Annotated in this window: 19 protein-coding genes; 7 read left to right on the forward strand and 12 right to left on the reverse strand. The window is 55.2% G+C overall.

What is annotated here, in order from left to right:
- Positions 1–23: 23 nt before the first annotated feature.
- Positions 24–956 (reverse strand): hypothetical protein, encoded by a 933-nt coding sequence (locus IEX04_RS09695; RefSeq protein ID WP_188685408.1) that lies wholly within the window; start codon positions 954–956, stop codon positions 24–26.
- Between the two features lie 129 nt (positions 957–1,085).
- Complete coding sequence (locus tag IEX04_RS09700) at positions 1,086–1,922, reverse strand: serine hydrolase domain-containing protein (protein ID WP_188685409.1); 837 nt, start codon at positions 1,920–1,922, stop codon at positions 1,086–1,088.
- Positions 1,923–2,073: 151 nt separating this feature from the next.
- Between IEX04_RS09700 and smc the strand changes: the two genes are divergently transcribed.
- Positions 2,074–5,640 (forward strand): chromosome segregation protein SMC, encoded by a 3,567-nt coding sequence (gene smc, locus IEX04_RS09705; RefSeq protein ID WP_188685411.1) that lies wholly within the window; start codon positions 2,074–2,076, stop codon positions 5,638–5,640.
- A 48-nt stretch (positions 5,641–5,688) separates the two neighbouring features.
- Here smc and IEX04_RS09710 read toward each other — a convergent pair whose 3' ends face one another.
- The 3 genes from IEX04_RS09710 to IEX04_RS09720 all read right to left on the reverse strand — a co-directional run bounded on the left by IEX04_RS09710 (position 5,689) and on the right by IEX04_RS09720 (position 10,437).
- Positions 5,689–6,606, reverse strand: coding sequence for a GT-D fold domain-containing glycosyltransferase (locus IEX04_RS09710; RefSeq protein ID WP_229677088.1), 918 nt, complete (start codon positions 6,604–6,606; stop codon positions 5,689–5,691).
- Between the two features lie 308 nt (positions 6,607–6,914).
- Positions 6,915–9,077, reverse strand: coding sequence for a cell wall-binding repeat-containing protein (locus IEX04_RS09715; RefSeq protein ID WP_188685415.1), 2,163 nt, complete (start codon positions 9,075–9,077; stop codon positions 6,915–6,917).
- A 106-nt stretch (positions 9,078–9,183) separates the two neighbouring features.
- A complete protein-coding gene (locus IEX04_RS09720; RefSeq protein WP_188685417.1) occupies positions 9,184–10,437 on the reverse strand; it encodes an MFS transporter in 1,254 nt (417 codons plus the stop codon).
- A 186-nt stretch (positions 10,438–10,623) separates the two neighbouring features.
- On the opposite strand from IEX04_RS09720, the gene ftsY reads away from it, so the two are divergent.
- From ftsY to IEX04_RS09735, 3 genes are all read left to right on the forward strand, one after another.
- Complete coding sequence (gene ftsY / locus IEX04_RS09725) at positions 10,624–11,814, forward strand: signal recognition particle-docking protein FtsY (RefSeq protein ID WP_188685419.1); 1,191 nt, start codon at positions 10,624–10,626, stop codon at positions 11,812–11,814.
- A 492-nt stretch (positions 11,815–12,306) separates the two neighbouring features.
- Complete coding sequence (locus IEX04_RS09730) at positions 12,307–14,445, forward strand: acyltransferase family protein (RefSeq protein ID WP_188685421.1); 2,139 nt, start codon at positions 12,307–12,309, stop codon at positions 14,443–14,445.
- Between the two features lie 336 nt (positions 14,446–14,781).
- Positions 14,782–15,066 (forward strand): hypothetical protein, encoded by a 285-nt coding sequence (locus IEX04_RS09735; protein ID WP_188685423.1) that lies wholly within the window; start codon positions 14,782–14,784, stop codon positions 15,064–15,066.
- A gap of 332 nt (positions 15,067–15,398) precedes the next feature.
- Here IEX04_RS09735 and IEX04_RS09740 read toward each other — a convergent pair whose 3' ends face one another.
- From IEX04_RS09740 to IEX04_RS09760, 5 genes are all read right to left on the reverse strand, one after another.
- The gene (locus IEX04_RS09740; RefSeq protein ID WP_229677089.1) at positions 15,399–15,962 is read right to left on the reverse strand and encodes a DUF3253 domain-containing protein; all 564 of its coding nucleotides are present in this window, start codon (positions 15,960–15,962) and stop codon (positions 15,399–15,401) included.
- Positions 15,963–16,348: 386 nt separating this feature from the next.
- The gene (locus IEX04_RS09745) at positions 16,349–16,927 is read right to left on the reverse strand and encodes a DUF3618 domain-containing protein (protein WP_188685425.1); all 579 of its coding nucleotides are present in this window, start codon (positions 16,925–16,927) and stop codon (positions 16,349–16,351) included.
- Positions 16,924–17,352, reverse strand: a complete 429-nt coding sequence (locus tag IEX04_RS09750; protein WP_096254949.1) for a phage holin family protein — start codon at positions 17,350–17,352, stop codon at positions 16,924–16,926. The genes IEX04_RS09745 and IEX04_RS09750 overlap by 4 nt, the downstream gene beginning before the upstream one ends.
- A 9-nt stretch (positions 17,353–17,361) precedes the next feature.
- A complete protein-coding gene (locus tag IEX04_RS09755; protein ID WP_188685427.1) occupies positions 17,362–18,213 on the reverse strand; it encodes a hypothetical protein in 852 nt (283 codons plus the stop codon).
- 858 nt (positions 18,214–19,071) lie between these two features.
- On the reverse strand, positions 19,072–20,241 hold the full coding sequence (locus IEX04_RS09760; protein WP_188685429.1) for a YihY/virulence factor BrkB family protein: 1,170 nt from the start codon (positions 20,239–20,241) through the stop codon (positions 19,072–19,074).
- 573 nt (positions 20,242–20,814) lie between these two features.
- Here IEX04_RS09760 and IEX04_RS09765 point away from each other — a divergent pair.
- Positions 20,815–21,123: a hypothetical protein gene (locus IEX04_RS09765; RefSeq protein ID WP_188685431.1), complete on the forward strand. Its 309-nt coding sequence runs from the start codon at positions 20,815–20,817 to the stop codon at positions 21,121–21,123.
- Between the two features lie 82 nt (positions 21,124–21,205).
- Here IEX04_RS09765 and IEX04_RS09770 read toward each other — a convergent pair whose 3' ends face one another.
- Both IEX04_RS09770 and IEX04_RS09775 read right to left on the reverse strand, forming a co-directional pair.
- A complete protein-coding gene (locus IEX04_RS09770) occupies positions 21,206–21,640 on the reverse strand; it encodes a hypothetical protein (protein ID WP_188685433.1) in 435 nt (144 codons plus the stop codon).
- Positions 21,641–22,012: 372 nt separating this feature from the next.
- Entirely contained in the window at positions 22,013–22,453 is a 441-nt protein-coding gene (locus tag IEX04_RS09775; protein ID WP_188685435.1) for a hypothetical protein, read from the reverse strand.
- A gap of 136 nt (positions 22,454–22,589) precedes the next feature.
- Between IEX04_RS09775 and IEX04_RS09780 the strand changes: the two genes are divergently transcribed.
- A complete protein-coding gene (locus IEX04_RS09780) occupies positions 22,590–22,745 on the forward strand; it encodes a hypothetical protein (protein WP_188685437.1) in 156 nt (51 codons plus the stop codon).
- A gap of 275 nt (positions 22,746–23,020) precedes the next feature.
- Positions 23,021–24,370 (forward strand): M23 family metallopeptidase, encoded by a 1,350-nt coding sequence (locus tag IEX04_RS09785; RefSeq protein WP_188685439.1) that lies wholly within the window; start codon positions 23,021–23,023, stop codon positions 24,368–24,370.
- Positions 24,371–24,379 lie beyond the last annotated feature (9 nt).

A 24,379-nucleotide genomic window follows, 5' to 3' on the forward strand; every position in this document is an offset into this window, starting at 1 on the left:
GCGTGGATGTTCCCGGAACGAATCTAGGCTTCTACCGATTCGGCAAAGACAATTGTTTCAACAGTTTTTAATGGATCCATTAACTGTCGAAGAATTGAAGCGATAAGCTTCGAGGAGGGCGGGGCATGACCTTCGGCAAACTCGTCCACTAGGATGAGGTGATTTTCATCGATTCTGTTAGTGCCGTCCACGATTGGATCTTCCGTATGAAGCTTCCAAAGCGGCGCGAGATGCGATTCTCTGTGCCAGTCACTCTTGTTCTGTAGATAGATGAGTCGACGTGGGTTAGTGAGGGTCCTTGCTTCCAGTACGTCAGTTGAAATTCTGCCATCGGTGCGTATTTTGCAGAATTCTTTCCAATCTTGTTTTGCTAAGGAAGCGTGCGCGAAACCGAAACGGCTCTTTAGAAATGCCTTAACGAAACGTTCTGAGTATTCGTAAATGTCCGTCTGTGGATTCCAGGCTAGAACTGAACAATCTCCAGAGAAACTGCGAGCAAAATTGAGCGCCGCGAATCCACCGCCTGAACCTCCAACGAAAATGAGTTCTCGACTCAGCAATTCTTGGACTGCAACTAAGAGGTTGTTAAGATTCTTTTCGTAGCTATCATTTGGACCACCGAGATACCAACCCAGACCAACTTCCATGTCATCGTCTAGAGTTGGATCCGCGATTGCGATCAGTGGAAGCTTGCTATTAAAGCAGATGCCTAGACCCGAGAAGAACGGCCCTTTTTTCCCATTGCGATTGGACACTGCGCCAGTGAAGAACACGGTCTGAGTGGAATGTTTTTGTTCTGCAACAAACTCGTTTACATAAATATCAATGGATGGTTGGTTATCGGCAAACGCAATGGTGTGCACACCTGCGAAACCGTTCCAGCGCGCTTTGAAATCCTGAACGGAATCCCACATGTAGTGCAATACTTTCCACTGGGCATAGTTCGTATTTGCCACTTCTGTTTGCTCCTCGATACGTCATAACATTAGTTCCTAACATTCTATGTCAGATGCTATTAACGGTCTGAATGACGCAGGCGTCCGCTCGAAATAGTGGTGTAACGGTTGCACACCGTGAAAATTGCTTTAGTACCTGGAGCTGAGAGTTTGGGAAACTCCTGAAGCGAGGATTTCCTCGTTGTACTGTGTCCACGCTTCGACAGCCCACGAGCCGAATGGTTTGTCTGTCAGTGTCACACAGGCTAGGCGATGTTCCGGATCAACCCAGAGGAATGTACCGGACTGGCCAAAGTGCCCAAAGGTGCTTGCCGGGTGGCTCTGACCGGTCCAGTGCGGATTCTTGGTTGACCGGATTTCAAAGCCCAGGCCCCAATCGTTGGGGTTCTGGCGGCCATAGCCAGGCAGGATACCGGCGAGATTTTCGAAATGAACCCGCGTGGCATCCTGCATAGTTTCTGCCGACACGAGCGTGGGATTGAGAAGCTCGGCCGCAAATATCGCAAGGTCCGCCGCGTTCGAACGACCATCCTTGGCGCAGCTCCCGGCAATCTCGGTATTGCTCATACCCAGGGGCGTAAAGACGGCCTCTTGCGCATAATCCGGAAAACTCATACCGGTTTCTTTTTCAAGATGCTCGGCCAGAACTTCAAAACCGGTGTTTGAATATCCCCGCTTGGTTCCTACCGCGTAACGGATGGTTGTCGAGTCAAAGTCATATCCGGCTGTATGTGCAAGCAGATGGTGAACCGTGGAGCCTTCCGGGCCCGCCGGATCTTCCAACGTGATTGCTTCTTCTTCAAGGGCAATGAGGAACGCATATGTGCTCAACAGCTTGGTAACAGAAGCTAGCGGGTAAACACGCAGGGTATCGCCGTGCTCGGCCACTATCGCGCCGTCCCCGTTGACGACAACAGATACCGCGTTATCTGCAGGCCACTGCTCAATCTGGGCTAATACGCTCATAGTTAGACCAATCCCTCATTATTCGTTCTCGTGATTGCGAGCGGGAATCACCCAATCGTCGCATCGCTTCGCTAGAATTACGAGCAGGAATTGGGTAGCTTTCCCTTGACCAACCATATCTACACTTGACCGAACATAGGAACTTTACGCCGTGCATCTGAAGACTCTCACCGTTCGCGGATTCAAGTCTTTTGCTTCGGCGACCACCTTTGAATTCGAGCCTGGCGTGACCGCTGTCGTAGGCCCGAACGGTTCAGGAAAGTCCAACGTCGTGGATGCGCTCGCCTGGGTCATGGGGGAGCAGGGGGCTAAGACCCTGCGTGGCGGCAAGATGGAAGATGTCATCTTTGCTGGTACCTCCGGTCGGGCGCCTTTAGGCCGTGCCCATGTATCGCTGACCATCGATAACGCTGATGGAAAGCTTCCTATTGACTATGCCGAAGTGACCATCTCCAGAACATTGTTCCGTGCAGGTGGATCCGAATACGCCATCAACGGCTCTTCGTGCAGACTGCTTGATATCCAGGAACTACTCTCGGACTCCGGTCTGGGCCGCGAAATGCATGTCATTGTCGGTCAGGGCCAGCTGGATAAAATCTTGCACGCTACCGCAGAAGACCGCCGTGGCTTTATCGAAGAAGCAGCCGGCGTGCTCAAGCACCGCCGGCGCAAGGAAAAGACCCTGCGCAAGCTTCAAGGCATGCAAGGAAATCTTGATCGCCTTGAAGATTTGAGCTCGGAGGTTCGCAGGCAACTGGCACCGCTCGGGCGCCAGGCAAAAATTGCCCGCCGCGCTCAAAGTGTGCAGCTGGACGTACGCGACGCAAAAGCTCGGCTTTTGGCTGATGATCTTGTGTCCCTGAACAACAAGCTTGCCCAGGACATTGATGACGAGACAAAAATCCAGGCCCGCCAGCAGGAGACTGACCAGCGCCTTGAGCACGTGAAAAAGCATGTGGCTCAGCTGAGTGAAGAAATTGAACTGCTTAACCCGCGGCTGAGCCTGATCAATGAGACCTGGGTGTCGCTGACCACGCAGGGAGAACGTTTCCGCTCCTTGGCGGCGCTGGCACGTGAACGCGGAAAGCTCCTGGAAGGAAACCAAACCCATTTTGACTCCAGCCGTGATCCGGACCGGCTCGAGGCACAGGCCGAACGCCTAGCCGAAGAACTCGAAGAGCTTGAAGAGTTAGTTGAGGACCGCCACGAAATTCTCGCCGAGGCCATCGAGGCCAAGGAACAGGCAGAGGAACAGGCACGAGCCGAGCAGCAACGCATGGCAGCCCTCCTGCGTGCTGCGGCTGACCGTCGTGAGGGCATGTCGCGTCTTGCCTCACAAGTGGCATCGGCACGAAGCCGCGTTGATGTGACGCGCGCAGAAATTGCTCGTCTGCAAGACGGGTTGCGTTCCTTTGATGCGGACTTAGAAGCTGACGCAAGATCGCATACCGAGCTTTCGGCAGAACTTGACCAGCATCTGGCCATGGAATCCTCACTGAATGAGGAATTTGAGCGGGCGGAGAAAGAATTTCTTCGGCTCTCCCAAGCCCAGTCGGAGACTTCGGAACGTGAGCGGGAACTGTCGGTCCAGATTTCCGGGCTGAAAGCGCGCCTCGATGCCCTCCGGCTGAATACCAAGCAAGATGATCAATCCGCACAGATCATTAAGGAGGCTCCCGAAGCAATTTTGGGACGCCTTGGTGAACTCATTTCCGTTTCGCCAGGATATGAACAAGCAATCTCCGCTATTCTGCGCGACTCCTCCGAAGCGCTCGTTGCACGCGACCAAGGCTCTGCCCTGACGCTTCTCAAATCATTGGCAACAGATCGTGTCACTCATGCAAGCTTTGTTCATGCATCCGTGAAGAGCACGGATTTAGGCACCGTCGAGGTCTCCGGCATTTTGGCACGAGAGGTTGTCACCGCCGACCCGCTGCTCGAAGACCTGCTTGATATGCTCTTTGCACATCACTACGTGGTGCAGCACCTGGACGAAGCTGCCGAACTGCTGAACGTAGACCCACAAGCGCAGATCACCACGTTGGATGGCGCCACGGTTTCCGCACTACGCAGCTCTGTCGGTGATACGGCTGGTGCTTCGCTCATTGCCCAGCAGGCGTTGGTGGAACAAACGTCGTTAGAACTATCTGCAGCAAGCAACGAACTGAGCGAATGCGAAAGCCAGTTAGCTAAGCGCGCCCCGGTGCTTTCGGAAGCGCAGCAAGCCTATGACGATGCTCAGGGTGCACTAGCGGAGTCGGATGCCAGCATTGATGAGATCTCGACCTTTCTGGCCAAGCTCGGCCAGAAGCTGCATACAGCCCGCGCAGACAAAGAAGCGTTGGCTCAGCGAATTCACTTGACCGGCGAAAAACTTGAGATTGAACAAGAATCTTTTGAAGAGATTACCGAACGCATGGAGATGGCCTCTGAGGACCAAGACGGGGATTCGGTAGATGACGCCGGCCGCGCGGCCTTGGCAGACGCGGCCGCTGCAGCCCGCCAGCGTGAGTTGGAAGCCCGGTTGGCGCTGCGTAGCAGCGAGGAACGTGTGAATGCTCTTCGTTCCCGGGTTGAGGGGCTGCGCAGAACTGCGGCGGCCGAACGCAGCCACCGCGAGGTGGCCGCGCGCAGAGCAGAAGATCGCCGTGTCCAAGCAGTGAACGCACAACGCGTGGAGCAAGCAGCGGAGCGGGTTTTGAAATTCATTGAAATTTCTGTGGACATTGCCGCCCAAGAACGTGAAAGGCTTACCGGCAAGCAGCGTGATCTGGACCAGCTGCTATCGAGTCAGCGTACCCAGGCAGAACAACTCGCCGCAGAACTCGCGCGGCTATCTGACGCGGTGCACCGCGACGAGATGGCGCGTGCCGAGTTGCGGCTCCGCATCGAAACGTTGGAAACGAAATCCTTGGAAGATCTTGGATTCACCGCGGATCATCTGATTGCACATTTTGGCCCGGACCAGCTGATTCCCGAGGACGTTGATCCAGAGGATCAGTGGGCCGAACTTCACCAGAATGTTGATGATGAGGGCAACATCATCGGAACCAAACCCTTTGACCGAGTCGAGCAGGAAAAGCGCCTGAAGAAGGCCGAGCGGGACTTAGCTGCGCTTGGCAAGGTCAACCCGCTGGCACTGGAAGAATTTGCCGCTTTGGAGGAACGCAATAAGTTCCTCAGCGGTCAGCTGGAAGACCTGAAAAAGTCGCGCAATGATCTGCAGCAGATCATCAAGGATGTGGATGCCCACGTGGAGCGGGTCTTCACCGAGGCGTACAACGATACCGCCGTGCAGTTTAAAAGAATTTTTGAGCGTCTGTTCCCCGGGGGAGAGGGACAGCTTGTCCTCACCGACCCGGAGAACATGCTGACCACCGGCATCGAGGTGGAAGCGCGTCCCGCAGGTAAGCGGATCAAGCGATTGTCTTTGCTCTCCGGTGGTGAACGCTCTTTGACAGCCGTGGCACTGCTAGTTGCCATCTTCAAGGCGCGTCCTTCGCCGTTCTACGTGATGGACGAGGTGGAAGCCGCCTTGGATGATGTGAACTTAGGCCGCCTGATCACGATCTTCGAAGAGCTGCGCGAAGCATCCCAGCTGATTGTGATCACCCATCAGAAGAAGACCATGGAAGTCGCCGACGCACTCTATGGAGTGACCATGCGTGGCGATGGAGTCTCCACGGTAATTAGCCAGAAACTCAGCAGAGCAGTATAGAATTCAGGTCGGGCCGCGTTAAGCCGGCCCGACCTGGCACAGCAGGGGTTAGGCCTTCCGAGTCACCGGAATTGACTCCGGGCGCTGGGCACCCTTGAACACATTCTGGTAGCTATTTGGCAAGTGCCCTATATCGAGTGCGCGTACACCAAGATCTGCTAGCTTCGAGGCCAGGATTGTTCCGCTCGGTCCTAGTGCGATAAGAACCATGTCTGCGTTTGTATCGCCAAGCGTGTCGGTTAGACGAGTTAGATCCGAGTAGGCATCTACGGATTTGGAAAGAACCATCTCGTGGCCAGCGAGGTTGTCGAAGAGTTCCGGGATCAGCTCAAAGCGTGAATCGGCGCCGGTCACGACGGCAACTTTTTTGCCTTCCCAAACCTTGCGCCACAGGCGCACCGCTTCGTCGCCGAGAACGGAGAACGCTTGTGGTCGGGTCATATGGGCATTGGCGAAGGACTGCGAAGAGATGACTAGCTCTTTCAGATTTGGCCACAGTTCCTGGTAGACACCGGACCAATGCGCATCTCGGAACAGCTGCGGGAATCCGATGAGCAAGTTTTCATTGTCACTCGTGAAAACTTCACGCAATGCGGCTTGCAGATCCGGCGAATTGGGTTGAAAGCGGAGATTAAAATCGCTCAACTGCATGAGCCGGAATTCGCCATCACCGAATCGTGCCAGAGACTTATCTGTTGTCGTCAGGACATTGAGTGATTCTCTGAGCGACATGACTTGGCGGGAATGGAAGGTGGAGACGGCCTGCATGATATCTGAGGTGGCAGATAGCCGAATGGTTTCCAATTCCCGTTTTTGTGATTTTAGTTCGCCGTGGATCTGTCGAAGAATTTTTTCCATCTCCTTGGTATCGGTCGACGAGTTTTCAATGGATACAGGGATGGGTTTTCCATTGACTATTTTAACATTGAAAACGCGGTCGGCAGCCTTTTTGAGCTTTTCTAACATGTAGATCCTCCGGAATTAGAAATCTTGCAACCGATCGTGGTGGCAGTGGTCAACTCAAGTATTGCAGGGTTTGCCGCGATTCATTACACAATTGGCCTCACTCAACACTTGGAACATCCAATGAACCCAAGAAAGTAGCGAGTGCGGGTCAGCTCAAAGAATTGATCCGTGATATTCCGAGGATTATCGGTTAACTGCAGATTTTGAAGTTGCACCCATGCGGTCGAGGTTCTTAGCGCGTCTTGAACATGAGAAAGGCCCGAGGGGAGCAACCCTCGGGCCTTTCTGAATGATCTTGCTATGGCCGATTAGCAGATATTCTGCTGGCCATTTTTCTTGTACGCGACAGTCTCGTCCAAGACCACAGGTCCGCCAAGCAGGACATTCGTCCAGCCCTTCATGGAGCGCATGGCACTGGCTACTGATGAAGGCATGCATGTCTTCTTAGTCAGCAACATTGGTGCGTCATTGTACGAGGCAATCACAGCGCCAGTTAGGCCGTCGCGGAAGTCGTCAGCCGTAGCAATAAACTGGCGCTGAGAACCCTTAGGCCAGAAAGTCTTTGCAATCAGTGCGCTGGTGTCATATCGGGTGGCGCCCTCGTAGCGAATCACCTTGGCGTTCGGAACTGCCGCGCGGACCTGGCGTTCAGCCTTCGCAGAAATTGCCAGTGGTCCACCTGCCATGTAAACACGCGTTGGCTTCAGGCGCTTGAGTTCTCGAATCGTTGCCGCAGGAACTTCTGCTTTTCTGGTTAGCAGCATCGGTGCTTCCCGCCCCGAGGCCACGGCAGCCAGAGACATCGCATCTTCAAACCGCTGACCGGTCGCCAGGAACACTTCGTTAGAGCTTCTCCAGGTCCTGGAGATCTTTGCGCTGGTGTCGTACAGGCTGGCACCCCAAACTCGGGATACTGGGCCGTAAGACTTGATTTTCTTGACGGTTGACTCACTGATAGCGCTTGGACCGCCAAGGACAATGATTTTCTTCGGTTTCAGACGCTTCAATTCTGCAGCCACCGAGGAAGGCAGCGAGTCTTTCTTTGTCAGCAAGAGTGGCCCATTGTTACGTGAGGCCATTGGCGAGCCAGCAAGAGCATCAGGGAAACGTTCACCCGAGGTGACCACCACGGTAGATGCAGTCGTGGGGAAAGTACGCTTGGAAATTGCTACCGGAGTATCAAACCAACGCTGTCCGTAAAGCCGTACGGGATCTAGGCGAGTCGGCCAGACATCCATATCACCCAAGTAAGAGGTCACCATCTTGTACGGGGTGCTACGCGTATTCTTCGCGAAATCCTTCAGCGACGTCAGATTGCCGTTCCAAACATTGGCATCAACATTCTTTGAATTGCCAATGAGGTTTGAGTTTGAAGAATACTGCCATACGTTGAAGGTCTTCCAACCTTCTGGAAGTTCGCGTGGATTCTTGGTCGAGGTATCGGAAGTAGGGAACACCGAGACGTGTAGCGGCCAGTACTTGAAAGCTTCGGAATCACCGGTGCACTGATCCCACCAGGACTGTGCGGTATAGATCATGGGCAACCTGCCCGTGCTGGTCTTGATGGTGTTGCCGAAGTCCTTGATCCAGGTCACCATCTGTGCAGGGCTCAGACCGTAGCAGATATCGCCATTACCCTGAGGGTAGGCCTTCTTTTTATATGGATTCCACTCGATGTCAAGCAATGGCGGCATGGTCTTGCCATCGGCGCTCCACCCACCACCGTTAGCAAGGAATTCCTTGGCTTGAGTAGCTCCACTGGAGTGCGCGGGCATCGCAAAGTGGTAGGCGCCGCGGATCACGCCTGCTGAACGTGAGGCTGCATAGTTCGTGTTGAACTGTGGATCTTTGAACACTGACGTAGGCCACGACTGAGTGGCTTTGATGTAGCCGAAACGAGCCCCGTTGTTATAAGCCTGTTTCCAATTGACAGTCCCTTGGTGATGCGAAACGTCAATGCCCAACGTTCCCGGTGGACGCCAAGTGCGCAGCTCTTCAAGTGAGCTTGGTACGGCGAGATCAAGATCCTGCTCGGTGTCAGAGGCTACTTCTTGTGCCAGAGCAGCAAGCTCAGCAAGTGTCGGAGCCGTTGGATCTCCAGACTCATCGATACGCTTTTGCCCTTGGCCCATGGTGGCATCGATAAAATCTTTGTCCAGAGCATCTAGCGCCAAAGAGGCCAAGGAACTTCTTTCCTTGGCCGAGAGATCGGATTTTTGAGCTAGTCCTTCTTCAATGGCCTTTGCCGCGGAACCAGCAACACTTGGCGTGCTCGCTAGATCAGAAGTCTGCGCTGCTGGGTTGCTGGACTCCGCTGGAGATGGACTCACTGCTACGGAGGTAGAAACGCTAGGAGCTGATTCCTTGGTGGGTGATGCCATCGCGGGGGCCGTTGCTGCCAGTGGCAAGATCAGAGCGGCCCCGAGCGATAACGCGAGCAGGCGTCTGCCTGCAAAGCGGTTTTCAGGCATAAAATCTCCTGTAAAGAATTACGAGTGTGATCGGTGATTCTTCACAGTATATAAAGGCTAGTCAAGAAAGTCTCGTTGGTGGTCGAAAGACGACGAGATCCAACGGTTATTTGCCTTGGACTGTCGGCTCAGACTCGACTGCGACGGGACGAATGGTCTTCGGTACCAAAAGCCACGCGACCACGCCGATCAAACACACCGCGCCCGAAGCGCTCAGCGCCACCTGGTAGCTGATGGCATCTGCCATGGCTCCGGCAATCAGCGGCCCGATAATGGCTCCAAGGTCCGTAAACATCTGGAAGCCGGCCAGTGCCTTGCCGCCGTTGCGTCCCGACCCGATGACGTCCGCCACCGCCGCCTGCTGGGCCGGACCTAAGATGCCGCCGCCAAAACCGGCCAAAATCGAGAAGATGATGAACCCGGTCAGCGAGGTGAAGTAGCCCATGGCCACAATGGATCCGAGCAGGACCACCATGCCCACCAGAATCGGGATCTTTCGCCCAATGGCATCGGTGAGTTTTCCAGAGAAAGTCAGTGCGATGCCATTGCCCACGGCGAAGATCGCCAGGGAAATGCCGGCAACTTTCGGGCCTAGGTCTTCGCCGAAGACCGCTAGCGCAAACAGCGGGATCATGCTGGTACGGATACCAAAGGCCAGCCAGCCATAGCTGAAACCTGAGGCCAAAGCCGCCCGGTACGCCGGCGAGCTCAGTGCTTCTCGTGTGGTGACTACCTCCACCGCCGACATTGCACCGAACTTCGCCGGATCCTTATCCAAGTCGCGCCGGCGGCCCAAAGCGAAGTAGACCACCGCTGCAGCGATCACCAGGGCGGTGCCGTAGATGACGAAGGGGATGCGCATGCCAAAGGGAGCCAGCAGGCTGCCAAGGACCGGGCCAATGACGTTGCCCAGGAGGAATGCGCCGGCATACATGCCGGAAATCCGGCCGCGCGATTCATTGGGTGCAAGCCGGGCAATGAGTGCCATGGCCGAGATGGTGAACATGGTGGAACCAAAGCCGCCCAGGCCGCGGGCAATGAGCAGCTGCGTGTAGTCCTGGACTACCGCGCATAACAGGGTGGAGACCGCCACCAAAAGCACGCCCGTGACGTAGATACGCGGTTCGCCAAGCTTGCCCACCAGGATTCCTGCCACCGGGGCGAAGATCAGCCGGGTGAAGGCAAAGATGGAGACAATCACGCTGGCCGCCGCTGCGCCCACATCAAAACTCACCGCGTACTGCGGAAGGATCGGGGCGATCAGCCCGAAGCCCAGGGCAATGATGAAGGCCGCTACGAGAAGAATTGATATTTCGCGGGGGATGGGAGGGCGTGGCTTAGACGAACGTTGACGCTGCATGGTGACCGGTTCCCAAGCGCTGGTTCACGCTGAGGAAGGACCTTTCTCTAGAACTGCACAAACTACTGGCAAGAACGCCACAGCAAGTCTATGCCGTCCAAGGCAAACAGGTGATCAACTGGTGACGGAAGACTCGAAGGGGGCCTAACCTCTTCAGCCAGGGCAGACTGTGAGAGAATTTCACTCGTGACCGATTCGCTATTACTTACCATTATCATTGTCGCGGTCATCGCCGTGGTGGCCATTGCTGTCATCGCGTTCGTGGCCAAGGGGCGCAAGCCCAAGACTCCGTACACCTCCGAGCGTGACGCAGACGAATCACCAACTAGCGCCACAGGTTCCGAACCAGGCGAAACTCCGGCCGCTGGGCAGTCCCCGGACGGCTCGGTACTGACCGAGGAACCTCCAGCGCAGCCAGCGGCTCCTGCCGTACCGGCACTGGATGTTCCAGAGCCAGTCCAAGGACGCCTTGCCCGTCTGCGCGCTCGCCTGACCAAGTCGAACAACATGTTCTCCAAGGGCCTGCTTGCCCTGCTCAGCCAGGACTCAATTGATGAGGACGTCTGGGAAGAGATTGAAGAGACGCTGCTGCTGGCGGATCTTGGTACCGAGCCTGCCCTTGAACTAGTTGACGCACTGCGTGAACGAGTGAAAATTGAAGGCAGCAAGGACCCCGTTCAGGTCAAGGCAATGCTCCGTGAGGAGCTGCTGAAGCTGGTAGACCCAACTCTGGACCGCAGCTACCTGCCCGAACCGCACCCGGGACGCCCAAGCATCATCATGGTGGTTGGCGTCAACGGCGTCGGCAAGACGACCACCATCGGCAAGCTGGCCCGTGTGCTCGTTGCCGAGGACAAGGACGTGCTCCTCGGCGCCGCGGACACCTTCCGTGCGGCGGCCGCAGAGCAGCTGGCAACCTGGGGAGACCGTGTCGGTGTTCCAACCGTGCGCTCGTTCATTGATGGCGCAGATCCAGCCTCGGTGGCTTTTGAAGCCGTATCTGCGGGCATTGACCAGGAAGTCGACATTGTCATGATCGACACTGCCGGCCGCCTGCAGAACAAGGTCGGCCTGATGGACGAGCTGGGCAAGATCAAGCGTGTTGTCGAGAAGAAGGCAGCCATTGACGAAGTCCTGCTGGTCTTGGACGCCACCACCGGACAGAACGGCTTGGCTCAGGCCAAGGTGTTCTCCGAGGTAGTCAACGTCTCGGGCATCGTGCTGACCAAACTTGATGGTACCGCCAAGGGCGGTATCGTCGTGGCCATTCAGCGCCAGCTGGGTGTTCCGGTGAAGCTAGTTGGTCTGGGCGAAGGCCCGGATGATCTGGCTCCATTTGATCCAGAAGCATTCGTAGACGCATTGCTCGAAGGCTAAACTTTTCGGCAGTTCCCAAAAGGCATCCGTGCCCTGCATCTTCACCGATGCTCGGCACGGATGCTTTTTCTTTATAACCGCATCCAGCCTAAAACTCCGGTCACTTGACCTTAGAGCCGGAGATACTCGGTGGATCATCCGGATCCTCTGAGCGGTTGAGAAGGAACCGAGCGTTGCAGACAACCGTATTCGGTGTGCATGAATTCTAAAATCTGAGAATTCAATCACAGCCCAATAGAACGACGTAGACGAAATAACCCGGAAGTCCGGGGATTATCAGGTATTTACGTATAGAAAATGATTACCTGGCGTGTGCCCTATGGTGTAACTGTGGGGGAAATTTTCAGTTATTGTTCAGATTGAATCACTAGACATGATGTAGAGCCTCGTTCACCGCGAGGCTTTATTTATGTTGGCAAGTGGTAACTAGCCGCACCGGCAACATTGCCCTTGCCTCGTGTATCTTTCCCCGGACAAAGGATCCCGCCTCACGTGAGCCTGAAGCAGACTGAGCCTGGCACCACCGCACGTCAATCCAAGCCAGCAGTTTTTCGCGGCGACATTCAGGGATTACGTGCCATTGCCGTAGGCGTGGTGGTGATTTACCATTTCTGGCCCAAGGTCTTGCCCGGCGGTTTTATCGGTGTTGACGTCTTTTTCGTGATTTCGGGATTCCTGATCACCACCCACTTGCTCAAGCGTCCGCCGCAGAACATTCGTGACGTCGCGCAGTTTTGGATGCGACGTGTTAAACGATTACTTCCAGCGTCATTCTTGGTCATTCTCGCTGGTCTTATTGGAGTCTGGCTACTAGCACCGATCACCTTGTGGCAAGACTGGGGATTCCAAGCCATTGCCGCCACCTTCTACTTCCAGAACTGGTATCTCTCAACTTCCAAGGTTGACTATCTGGCGGAGGCGGATGCGCCAAGTCCTTTCCAACATTTTTGGTCGCTCTCGGTGGAAGAGCAGTTTTACCTCATCTGGCCGATTCTCATTGGCGCCTTACTTTTTGCCGCCATACGTTTTGGTTGGAAGCGCCGCACCGCAGCCCTGATCGGGATGGGCGCAATATTCGCGCTGTCTCTGGGATTCTCCATCTATGCCACGTCCACCGATGCTGGAGCGGCCTACTTCTCCACCTTCACCCGTGCCTGGGAGTTCGCCGCCGGAGCCCTCGTCGCGGCCTTGGGGCAACGTGCCTACGCGGCGAAGAAAGATCTCACGAGTCTGGCAGGATCTTGGATCGGCTTGGCCGTGCTCATTTTCAGCGCGTTGGTGTTTGCTGGTGAAATGCCCTTCCCCGGCTACATCGCTTTGGTTCCGGTCTTGGGTACCGCGTTGATACTGCTCTCGCACTCCACGCATAGGTACTCACCGGGATTCCTGCTCGAAAACCGTGTGATGCGCTTCCTAGGCGACAATTCTTACGCCATCTACCTGTGGCACTGGCCGATTCTCATTCTGGCTCCCTACACAGTGGCCGACTTTGGCCTAGCTGCCCAACTCAGTGCCTTGGCGCTGACCGTGCTGCTGTCGGTGCTCACCCAAAAATTGGTTGAGGTCCGCTTCCGTAAATTCATCGAGGTCTCAAAGCTCTTAACCGCCCCGCGGTTCTTGCTTGCCGGCTCCACCGCCCTGGCACTGGCTGCCGGTGCTTTCTACACCATGAGTGGGAACATCATGGAGGAATCCAAGGATATAACCGCTTCGGTCAAACGCGTTAATGCGCAAGTTGGAACGGACTGCTTCGGTTCCAACGGGCTTTCGGATCATTGTGTGGATAAAAAGGGCATCCCGGAGAGCTACAAACAATTAGCCCCAGCTCCTATCGTGGCCAAAGAAGACAAGCCAGTTGTTTACGCGGATGATTGTTTTGCCGCCCAGAGCGATAACTATGCCCAGCGCCCGGTATGCAGCTACGGCAATGACAAAGGAAAGGTCAAAGTTGCGGTAGTGGGTAACTCCCACGCCGGTCAGTGGGTGCCCGCGGTTAAGGCTATCGCCGAGGAACGCGGTTGGAAACTCGACACCTACTTGATTAGTCGTTGCGCGGTGATGGGTGAACGCCAAGCCTATGACGAAAAAGCCTCGATTGATGCCTGCGCGGAATACTCGGATTGGACTACGAAACAGATCGACAAGAATGGTTATGATTTAGTCATCTCTTCCAGCCGCCAGTCCTTAGCAATTGAGGGTAAGGACTTTGCCGCATCTGAAGCTCCGGCGCAGCAAGCGTTCGAGAAGACCCTGAGCGACTGGAAACATACCGGCGCGCAGGTAGCGGTCATCAAAGACACCCCATTCCCGGGAAGCACCGTGGATAATCTCCCGGACTGCGTTGCCGAGAACGAACAAGAGTTGTCCGAATGCAGCGGCCCTGCCGACGAGTGGATCCCCATGGACCCGCAATTCGATGCGGTGAAAGCACTAGATGACCCGAGAATCGTCTCGGTGAGCCTGAACGATAAGTTCTGCCGTGACAACACCTGTTACGGGGTTGTCGGTGGGGTGGTTGCCTATTGGGACCACTCGCACCTTTCAAACACCATGGCCGAGGATCTGGCGAAGCCGCTGGACAGTCGGCTCAAAGCCGTGCTGGATAATGACAAGCTATTCGCCTCATCCTAGTTCCAAAACGGGTGTTGTGCAGCTGGCCAAGGATCCGCATCTCGGTTCCTTTCCCGGGCATTTTAGATGAGTCAACACCCGAATCAACCACACCTATGCATCGGTTTCCGGACGAATTCTGACCGAGGTCTGATTCTTCGCGGCACGCGGGGCACCGATGTTTTTTCGAATGTCTTGTGCGAGCCCACATCGTGGATCAAGGGGGATTATGAATTGAAAATCAGTTGCTAGATGTTTTCTCTTCCTTACCTTGGAGTACGGTCTGACACCTTGTGCCATTCACGGCCGGTACCTAGCGTTGACCATGTTAGAAACCACCGAGCAATGGAGGACATCATGTCTGAGCAAGATGCCAATAAGCAATTCGGGAATTTTGACAATACCGACAACCAAGAAACGAAGCAGCCTGGCACCCGAGGTGACTCCGACGGTTCAGAGGACATCAGCAGGCCGACCGACATCCAGCAGTCATACGGCGCAGAAGAACCGAACAGCGATAACCTTCCTTTGAATGGCGCAGACGAGTCGGAAATGTCGGAGGGCGCCACCGACATTCAGCAGTCATACGGCGATGACGATACGAATAGCGATCGCGCAAACCAAGAGAACAACGACTCCTAGTCGCTGGGAACCGTTGGTTCCCTTGGGGACACTAAATTATTGATAGCAGGAGCCCTCAACTTCAAAGCTGAGGGCTCCTAGCTTTACCTTCTATGCAGCCTGAAATCTGTGGAGATATTCAGGAGCAACAATAAAATCTCTGATTGCGCGCATTCAGTTCGCTGGTTCGTCCAATTCTCCGGGCAACATAAACAATTATCAGCCGTCTCTGGTCGACGTGAAAAATACTGCTCTGCCTGCCTGCAGTAAGCCAACCTCGCTGAAACACCAGCGGACCGTTCGGTTTCGGCATTGAGCTTGACCAGGACGGTTTCCCAGAGTCCAGCGGCCGCTTATTTTTCTGGGTTGCTGAGGTTAATCCGGATTGGACCGCGAACGCGGTCGGCTTCTACTGGTTTGCCTTTTTGCGTGGCTATGACCTCGCCCTGCGCGGCCATTTCTGCCGTTATTTGGCGTACTTGGTTCATATATCCGCGCCAGGAATTTTCTGGTCCGCACACTATGCGTGCCACATCGCTGGGACAGATGGAAGTGCCGGCCCTTTTGCTCAGCAAGGCCCGGATGGCCGCGGCAGTCCGTTCGCTTAGTGCTTTTGGCTCGGGATCCTCCCACCAGGGCTGGCCACGTTCTCCCAGGGCAACCTTGGCGTCATTCACCCTTTTTCTGGCGTCGACTTTGCCTTCCTTCACCGCACGGCGGGCGGACATCAGTTCGTCGACCAGCTCCTGGCGAAGCTTCGGGGGAATCGAGGGATTGGAAGCCCTCCATTTCCTCCCGTTGATGACGAGGTAATGTCCGTCGGGCGTGGTTTCAGGTGCAGTCTCTTCCGGTGTCATCAGCTTCCCCGTGTTCAGTGGTTTCGTAGCTTCAAAGATCTGATTCTGGGTGTGCTCCATAGTGCTTGGCAGCCATCACCGGTACCCTACGATGCAACTGTCAGCGATCCGGTTGCCAGTTGTCCTCGGAACCTTGGGCAAGCCCGGGGGCTGTTCAACTTCGGGCAGATCCAGGTGCATGCGATGGCGGTGAGCCACCCACTTCCAGTGAACCGCCGAGTACATCCGCGCTCCGCCCGCTCAAGGCGGACGGGTAACTGCTGTTTGCACAGACTTATCACGTTAAATTCGCTACGCGAAGCCTGAGCCACCTCTTCACCGCAGCCGTCATTTGCAACTTGCAGGAGCCATCCCACAGGACACCTGCGAATAAAGCTCGTCTCCAGCGCCTATACAGGCCGGTGGTCCCTTGGGGGATCACCTGCCTGTAGACGAGGAATAGCTATTTAGCTCTGGTTTCTATAATCGTTGATGCTGCCTTGAGCTTCGTGCTGAAGATGCTCAGTCTCACTGGAAGCCTCGGACTTGACGCGATCCATGGACTGCTGGGACGAGTCTTTGAGCTCTTCGGCTGCAGTAGCCACTGGCTCTTTCATATCCTGAGCAATTTGCTTGGCCGTCTCGGTGAGCTCGGTGGCCAGTGGTTCAACTTTGTCCTTGGCCTTCCCAACCAGTTCTTCCTCGGCACGAGTCGAGGGGATCATGGAGGACGCAAGCAGGCCGGCACCAAAAGCAATCAATCCTGCGGCGAGCGGATTGCCCCTGGTCTGATCAGCCACCTTATGCGGCGCATCATGAACTGCTTCCGAGGTTTCGTGCCCCAGATGCTGGGTACGCTCACTCATCTCTTCGCCCCTTCCCATCACTGATTCCTTCACCTTGGTCACGGAGTTCTTGAATTTTTCGCTCTGCCGATGGGCAATGCGAGTGGGACTTGCCTTGTCGACAATGGCGTCAACGTCATTGCGCAGCCCTTCGCGCGTCTGGGCAATGTCTGCCCTGAGTTCGTCTGCATTCTTGCTCATGGGGTTTCCTCTCTCGGAGTAAAAGCTGAAGGGATTTTCTTTACCGTGCCAGCGGTCTGAGGCAGGCCCTTGACCTCTTTGATCTTTTTGCGTCCTACGGCGGCCAGGATTCCAGCGATAATCGCCCAGATCGCCGCGATGATCAATGCCGCCCAGCCGTAACCAAGCCACTGCGCAACACCGACCCAGGCTGCCAAGGAGAGGAAGAGCAACACGAAGTGCGCTGCGATCCCTGCTCCGGCAAACATTCCTGCGCCTTGGCCAGCGTTGCTTGCTGATTCTTTCAGCTCGGTTTTGGCAAGCTCTATCTCTTGACGGACGAGAACCGAAACATTCTGCGTCAGGTCGCTGAAGAGCGTACCCAGCGACTGCTGCTCCTCGTTTCGCGGATCTCCTGGTTCGAAGTCTGAAGGCGAATGTGTCATCGGTTCCTCCTACTTGTACTCTTCGGAGCGTGGATCCGCAGGAGGATATGAACGCAAGGGATCAACCACAACGGTTTCATCCGGAACCCGCGACTGCAGCTGCACTGGCTCAGCTTGCGGTGCTGCCGATTGAGTGAAATGCTCGTCAGCCGCTACGGGCGATCCGGCAGCGGGGACGGTGTCCTTCGGTGTGGGTGAACCGTTCTCCGACGCGATTCCCTTGCCGCGGGCATCTTGCTTTGAAGTGCCGGCATTGCGCGTGATCCGTCCTGCGAGGAGACCCGCGCCCAGGGCGATACCCAGGAACGCTCCGGGACGCTTGCGCGCAAACTGCTTGACCTCGTCGACTAAGTCGCCGGGTTCTCGTTGATCGAGCCAGTCGGCAATCTGACCACTGTGATGGGAGGCTTGGTCAACCAAAGTGGCTGCAGTTCCCGAAGCCTGGGACTGATCCAGCATGGAGCGGAACTCATCACTGATGTCACGCAGATTCGTCGCGACTTTCTGCTGCTGGAGTGAGGCTTGCTCACGCAGATCGGAGCTGAGTTCGCCCAGCAGGTCCGCTGCTTGCTCTTTGGCCTGTTCTCCAAGCAGAGACGCTTCATGCTTAGCGGTGTCCAGGACTTCCGTTGCGGCGTGCTGCCCTTCCTGCGCGAGGTCCTTAGCCGTCTCAGCTGTCTTGCTGGTATTGGACTGCGACGTCGTATCCTCCCGGTCCTGATCATCAGCGATGTCCAGATGTTCCGGAAGAAACTGATCGTTGCGCAGGTTGGGTGCGGCAGGTGGGAGAGTTTCCCGCCCAGTTGCCTGCTCCGGCAAATTCGGTGATGGGCTGGAGCTTGGAAATTGGTCGTTGCTCATTTCGTGCCTTCCACTAGAGTCTGAACTTGTCCCTTACGTGAGCAAGATTAGAGACCTCCGAGAATCGCGACAGAAATTATTCGAAATCATAAGGATTCTTTCAGCTTGGTGAACTGGGACACGCTGATCGGTGATCTGGTCACCGGGTGCAGCCGGTTACTATCCGAAAGAGATTAAAACTGCCAAGAATGGCTAACGGTAAAATTTCGCAGCCAGGCGCGGTAGGGCATCGCTTGCGAGGGCGAGCTGATCCACTGGGGTAGGGGAATTTTGACTTTGGCCATCCCATTTTTCGAGCCTATATTTCAAGAACGTTAGCCGCTGGCCAAATCTGTATTTTGTCCAAAGCCTGTTTGGTGAGTTCTGGGCTACGGCACAGAAGGGAGAAATGTTTAGCTCGGAGGCCAAGCGGCAGGGGAATCGATGGAAAAACGCAGGAGCCCCGCGCGTTTCTGCGACGGGGCTCCTGCAAGCGGTCTGAACGCCAATCACCATCTAGCAAGAAGATGGTGTGCGCTTTTTGAACGTCCCCACGTTCTTAGGTCAACCGCCGAACCTACCTCTCAGGCTAAGCCCCGAACGAACTAAGCGCCTTCCTTTTCAGGGTTTGACTAGTTTTCGACTCGACAAGTGGCAGCGCGTCGGGGCACGTTGTGAAAGCACGGCAGCTGGCCACAGCATGTAAATCTGTGCAGAAATCCAGAGAATTTTTAACCGACGACTCGTACGCTATACAGACATCTCGCGACACCGTTATCGACTCCGATGGCTGCAGCAGAAATAGGCCGCGAGCCGCCTCCGACACGTGATGGAATTCTTCAACTGAAGCCGTGCAGAGTGTAAGCCCGTCACTTCTCTTTATTCTCTGGCCTCGGGTTTGTTCCAGTTCGTTTCCTTGTCTTCTTCTGCTTCCTCGCGTTGGAGCTCTGCGGAAATACGCAGTTCTTTGCCTTCTTGGACATCTTTCTCTTCCTTGGCAATCTGTTTCTCGCTTGCCTTCATGTCACGAGGTGGCAGTTGGATAGAGCTTTCCGCGGCGATCCCTGATTGCAGCTGGCGAGCACGTTCGAGTTCCGCATCGAAGGCCACCCCGAACAGAAGCGAAAGGTTTCCAATCCAAATCCACAACAGCAACACGATCACACCACCGATGGCGCCGTAGGTCTTGTTGTAGTTTGAAAAATTCGAAACGTAGAAGAAGAACCCCAGGGTCGCTAGCCCTAAGATCACCAAGGAGATGGCCGAGCCGAGGCTGAGCCACCGGAATTTGGGCTGCCGGACATTTGGTGTGCCGTAGTAGAGCAAGGCAATCATGAATACCGCGGCCAGAAGGATTACCGGCCATTTGGCGATATTCCAGACCATGATCGCGGTGTCCCCGAGACCGATGAGATCGCCCAGAGTGCGGGCCAAGGGACCGGAGACAGCCAGCAGCACCGCTACGGTCGCCGCGCACAGGAGCAGCGCGAGGGTGATCAGCAGCATTACTGGTTTCAGTTTGTAGGCTGGCCGGCCTTCTTGCACGTCGTAGATCTGGTTGATCGAGCGGCCAAAGGCCCCCACGTAGCCGGACGCGCTCCACAGCGCGCCTAAGAGACCTACAGCAAGGGCGAGTCCGGCGGACGGAGCAGAGGCGAGTTGCTCAATTGGCTGCTTCAACGTCTCGACTACTTGATCGCTGGCGAACTGCTCAAGAATGCCGACAATGTTGCGCGTTGTCGCTTTCGCCTGCCCCGCAATTCCGAGCAGGGAGACCATGGCTAGAAGCGCGGGGAAGAGGGAGAGCATTGCGAAGTAGGTCAGCGAGGCGGCAAGGTCCGTGCACTTGTTGCGCGAGAACTCGCTGATTGACCTTTTGAAGGCATATTTCCATGAGCTGCCATGCAGTTGCGTCGGGGAATCCGGTTTGGTTTCGTCTTCCGGTTCCGGGGCATTTAGATACTTGCGGCGGGTATCGGTGGCGGTGCCGTCCTCGGTATGGAGCCGGTTTTCCCCCGGATTTCCTTCTGCCGAATGTGATCTGGACATTCCAAAACCTCCGCAACGTCGTTGCTAGTCAAATTTTAAGCATTCAATCAGAAGCAATCAACCCAGATCAACGGCTTAGATAGTTTACTCAGGTAGTGCGCTAGCTTTAGCTGATGGCCACCGGCCAAGAATCGCTTATGAATGCACCTTCGCCGGCTTAGAGCACAGCCCGTTTCAAGTTGGTGAGTGGGTTTTACTGGTTCGTGTCCTACGCGATGGAACTGATTCAATCACGGTATCGCATATCCCAGGACTCTCTGCAGTTTCACGTCCAGGAATCGACTCAGCCTGCGAATGGATGCAAACCACATGGTGTTCTCGCCGTGAACCGCATATGTTTTTTGCTGCAGGCCGCCGGGAAATTTTCCTCTGCGCCTGAATTCTGCGTCACGGTGTTCGTGTCCGTATCCGTGTTCCTTTAGACTTACCCAGAACAATCCCATTCTGCTTCACCTCAGGATGCGCGCCATGTGATTCAGCAAGGAATATTTCCGGTCGCTTCTATCGAATCTTGTGGGATTGCTGAGTAAACTTCTGCGGTCTTGACCTATAGGTGTTACCGGCGAGTAAAGTATGAAACCCGCAGAACTATTGGACAACCAGGAGTTCATGGTGAACACTCCCCGTAAAGACATTCATCTGTCTCTCTCAGATGACCAGTATGATGACCTGACCAGCGCACTGGAAGCCCACCGTGACTCCATGCAGCAGTTCGCCAAGGAGTCAGTACTCGGTTTTGGATTAGATTCCACGTATTGGTCTCACCGCGTCACCGAGGTCCAAGAACTGCTGGAAGCCGTCCGCCGGCTCGCAGCAGGAGAAAGCCCCGACGCGGTCAAGCAAGACCTTCAGCACCAATCGCACGAGCACCCCCAGCAGTAGCCCGGCATTCGTCATCAGACTCAGTGCATTTGCTACATAGGAAAGGTTTCTTTTAGCTGCCCTTGAAAGGCTGGTACAGGGATCAAGGGTTCAAGCGTTGCCCATGGCGCAACGTATCTGGCACGGCATTGAAAGCAGGGATCGGATGCGCGACCGCGCAGGAATCCCAATACTTCACTCGGAAAGTCACTGACCCTCGATTTTGCGTGCGAACAAACAGCTCGTGGATCTGGTCCGTATCCTTTTCCAGATCGACTGACTGCAGTGCGGGGTTCGGCATGGAAACATGCAAGAAGTTGAGCTCATCGGTCCCAGCGTCGAGCATGGCAACCAGCACCGAACGACCATGCATGGACACCAAGCCCATGACGTCGTTGACAGGTTCGGTTGGAACCGTCATGATAACTGGCATTCCCTGTACCCAGCCGTAGGCGGCGAGGTGGTTGCGTCCTTCACGTGATCCAAGCAGTTCGGTCACGCGTTCGGCCGTTCGAGTACGTACAAGACGTCCTGGCATTGGTACTACCTCCACTATAGTTCTTGAGTTTTCCGAGTGATCCCCATCAGCTTGGAACAAGACGCAACGCAGACTGGCGGCCCGTCGTTGCGGTTCTCTAGTGTGCTTTAACCTTAAAAGATTAGAAGCAGCAAAGCCAGCATTAAAGATGAATGGTAAGAAAAGTTCACGTCAACACCTCGGCATCTGCTATTTCTCGGGTTCAAGTTGCCTGAATACTGCACAATTGGGTCAAGTAGATCCGAGTAAAACTCCAATCCCATCAGCTAAATTCCCGGAACTCCACGTTGATTATCATGAGCGCCGAAATATCCTGGAATTAAGAGGGATGCTCGGGCCTGAAAGCATGCATTTATGGGAGCGGGCAATCACTTAGTGTGTGCCGGGTGCCGGAGTGGCACTTGCATCGCTGTTGTCGCTGCGAACATAGAGAGGTATTTGGTGGATGGCGGCGCTATGCGCCCAGAAAGCGACGCGGAACGGCATAAGCCTGTTATTGCTGTGCCTGACACAGAGCTCGGCGAGCGTAGTCCCAGACGGCAGAGGCGGGACTCTGGTGAAGATAGGGCTGGGAACAGTGACATGCCATAGCTGCAGTTCATCGTTGGGTGCATCGGTAAGCACCAAGAGTACGGCCCGCCCATGGATGGAAATAAAGCCCATCACGTCTTCAACCATCTCGGCACCTTGCGCAAAGACTACCGGCATCCCTGAGACCCATCCATATGCCGCGAGATGCCTTTGAGCTATGGGGCAGTGCAGCAGTTCATTGAGGCGTTGGATCGCATGCGTGTGCAGTTCAGGGGTGTTCATATCTTCCTCCGTTGACAGCAGCTGTTCGAAAGCTGCTCGACCACGAGCTTCCTGAATCTTTATTCAGGCGCATTCCCCGGGTTTCGCATTGGGCGCTCGGTGATCATCGTGGAGTGATCTTCTGAGGATATCTTCCTTGCCGGAGCTTATAAAGTCTCCAGCACCTCCGAATTTGCTGGAGGAATTATCAGCAACGAAGCCGGATTTCATAAAAGGACTGATCAGCCTAAAAATATCCTTCTTATTTGATGCGCTGGATGTGCTGGACATCTCCATGCCGCGAGCCTTCTAACGCGATGAGATCTTCAACGTCCGCACGACAACTGGTTTGGCTGTTACGCGCCGTCCACCGCTAAGTCAAGATCTTCGGAATCTTCAGAACTAGCACCATCTGTCGACGGACAAATGGACTTTATAAGCAGTCCGTCTAGATTCCTTCGGATATTGGGCATAGTCTGGAGCACTACAATCAATTCGTCTTTGGGGGACCGGATTATTGTGCAACGCCGACACCACGTGACCTACCTATTGCCCAGAACCCAGCGAGCACGATATAGCAAACCGCTGATGATCTGGACAACTTCCGTGCTGTCCGCACTGAGCCTCACTGGTGCACTTGCTTGGCCGCTACTGGCTCAGCCGGCAGACCTCAGAACAGGTTCGATACCGACAGCAATTGGATCCCTGGACACGGCAAGCTTTCACGACTATCCCATAGTTGTCAGTGAATTTGCGCCGTTGGCGGTCTTCGCTGGCTCCGGCAAAGAACTTGCAATTGATGGGCGCCCCACAAATATCCCAGTCGTTCAAATTGGTGACAGCGGCCAACTGAATGAAAACGACGGCTTAACTACGTTCCCAAGTCAGCAGCAATCTGCGCAGGAACCGGCACAACGCGCATTATTGGCAGGACGAGTTGGGTCTGTGGGCAAACTGCCCGGAGGGCTTCAACTGATGCATCCGGTCACGACCCGGAGAATTTCGAGCCCTTATGGTTGGCGCGCAAATCCAACGGGTGCAGGGAACCAGATCCATATTGGACAGGATTACCCCATTGCCTGCGGCTCCCCGGTCTACGCCAGCGAATCCGGTCGAGTAGTCGTCGCCAACTGGGCCGGCCACTCGGGCCTGCGGGTCACCCTCGATCACGGATATAACGTGCATACCGGATACAGCCACAATTCGAAGATGCTTGTTCGAGCCGGCCAGAACGTGCAACGAGGAGAAGTCATTGCCCTGTCGGGCACCACAGGCAACTCCACCGGATGCCACGTGCATTTTGAAGTGCTCCTCGATGGCCGGTGGAATGATCCTCGGCTGTATTTGCCTGCTAACCCTGGTCAGCCAGAAGCCATGATTGATTCCACTTCGCTGACTGTTGACGCTAGGAACGCACCCAAGGCAGAGTCGAAGAACAAGATTGAAAAAGAGAAGAATCCTGATGTGGTGGTGCCAGAAGATGACACGCCGGTCATACCGAAACCGGAACCTACGGTTTCGGCGAAGCCATCTGCTCCTCCGAGTCCGCCAACGGTTGCGCCGACGCCCAGCAAACCTGAAGAAGTGAAGCCTACGCCGTCTTCGCCGACGCCCAGTCTGAGCACTTCGCCATCGCAGAGCCAGAGTCGGCCGGCTGAACCCAGTGCTTCGCATTCGGTCAGCCCAACGTCGACCACGTCGCCGTCACAGACGCCTTCAGTAGATACACCGAGCAGCAAGCCTACGGTGCCCGAAGCATCACAGACTCCCAGGGCTACACCCAGCCCAAGCCTTCAGCTTATTGAGGAAGTTCCGAGTTCTTCGCCGGTAGCTCCTACCAAGCAGACCCCCACCACCCGGGCAACTTCGAGGCCCGAAGAGTCCAAGAATTCACCATCTTCGGCATCGGCGCAGGCCAGTGAATCCGGCAAACAATAGTTTTCAGGC

Source organism: Glutamicibacter ardleyensis, from assembly GCF_014644555.1.
GTDB lineage: Bacteria > Actinomycetota > Actinomycetes > Actinomycetales > Micrococcaceae > Glutamicibacter > Glutamicibacter bergerei.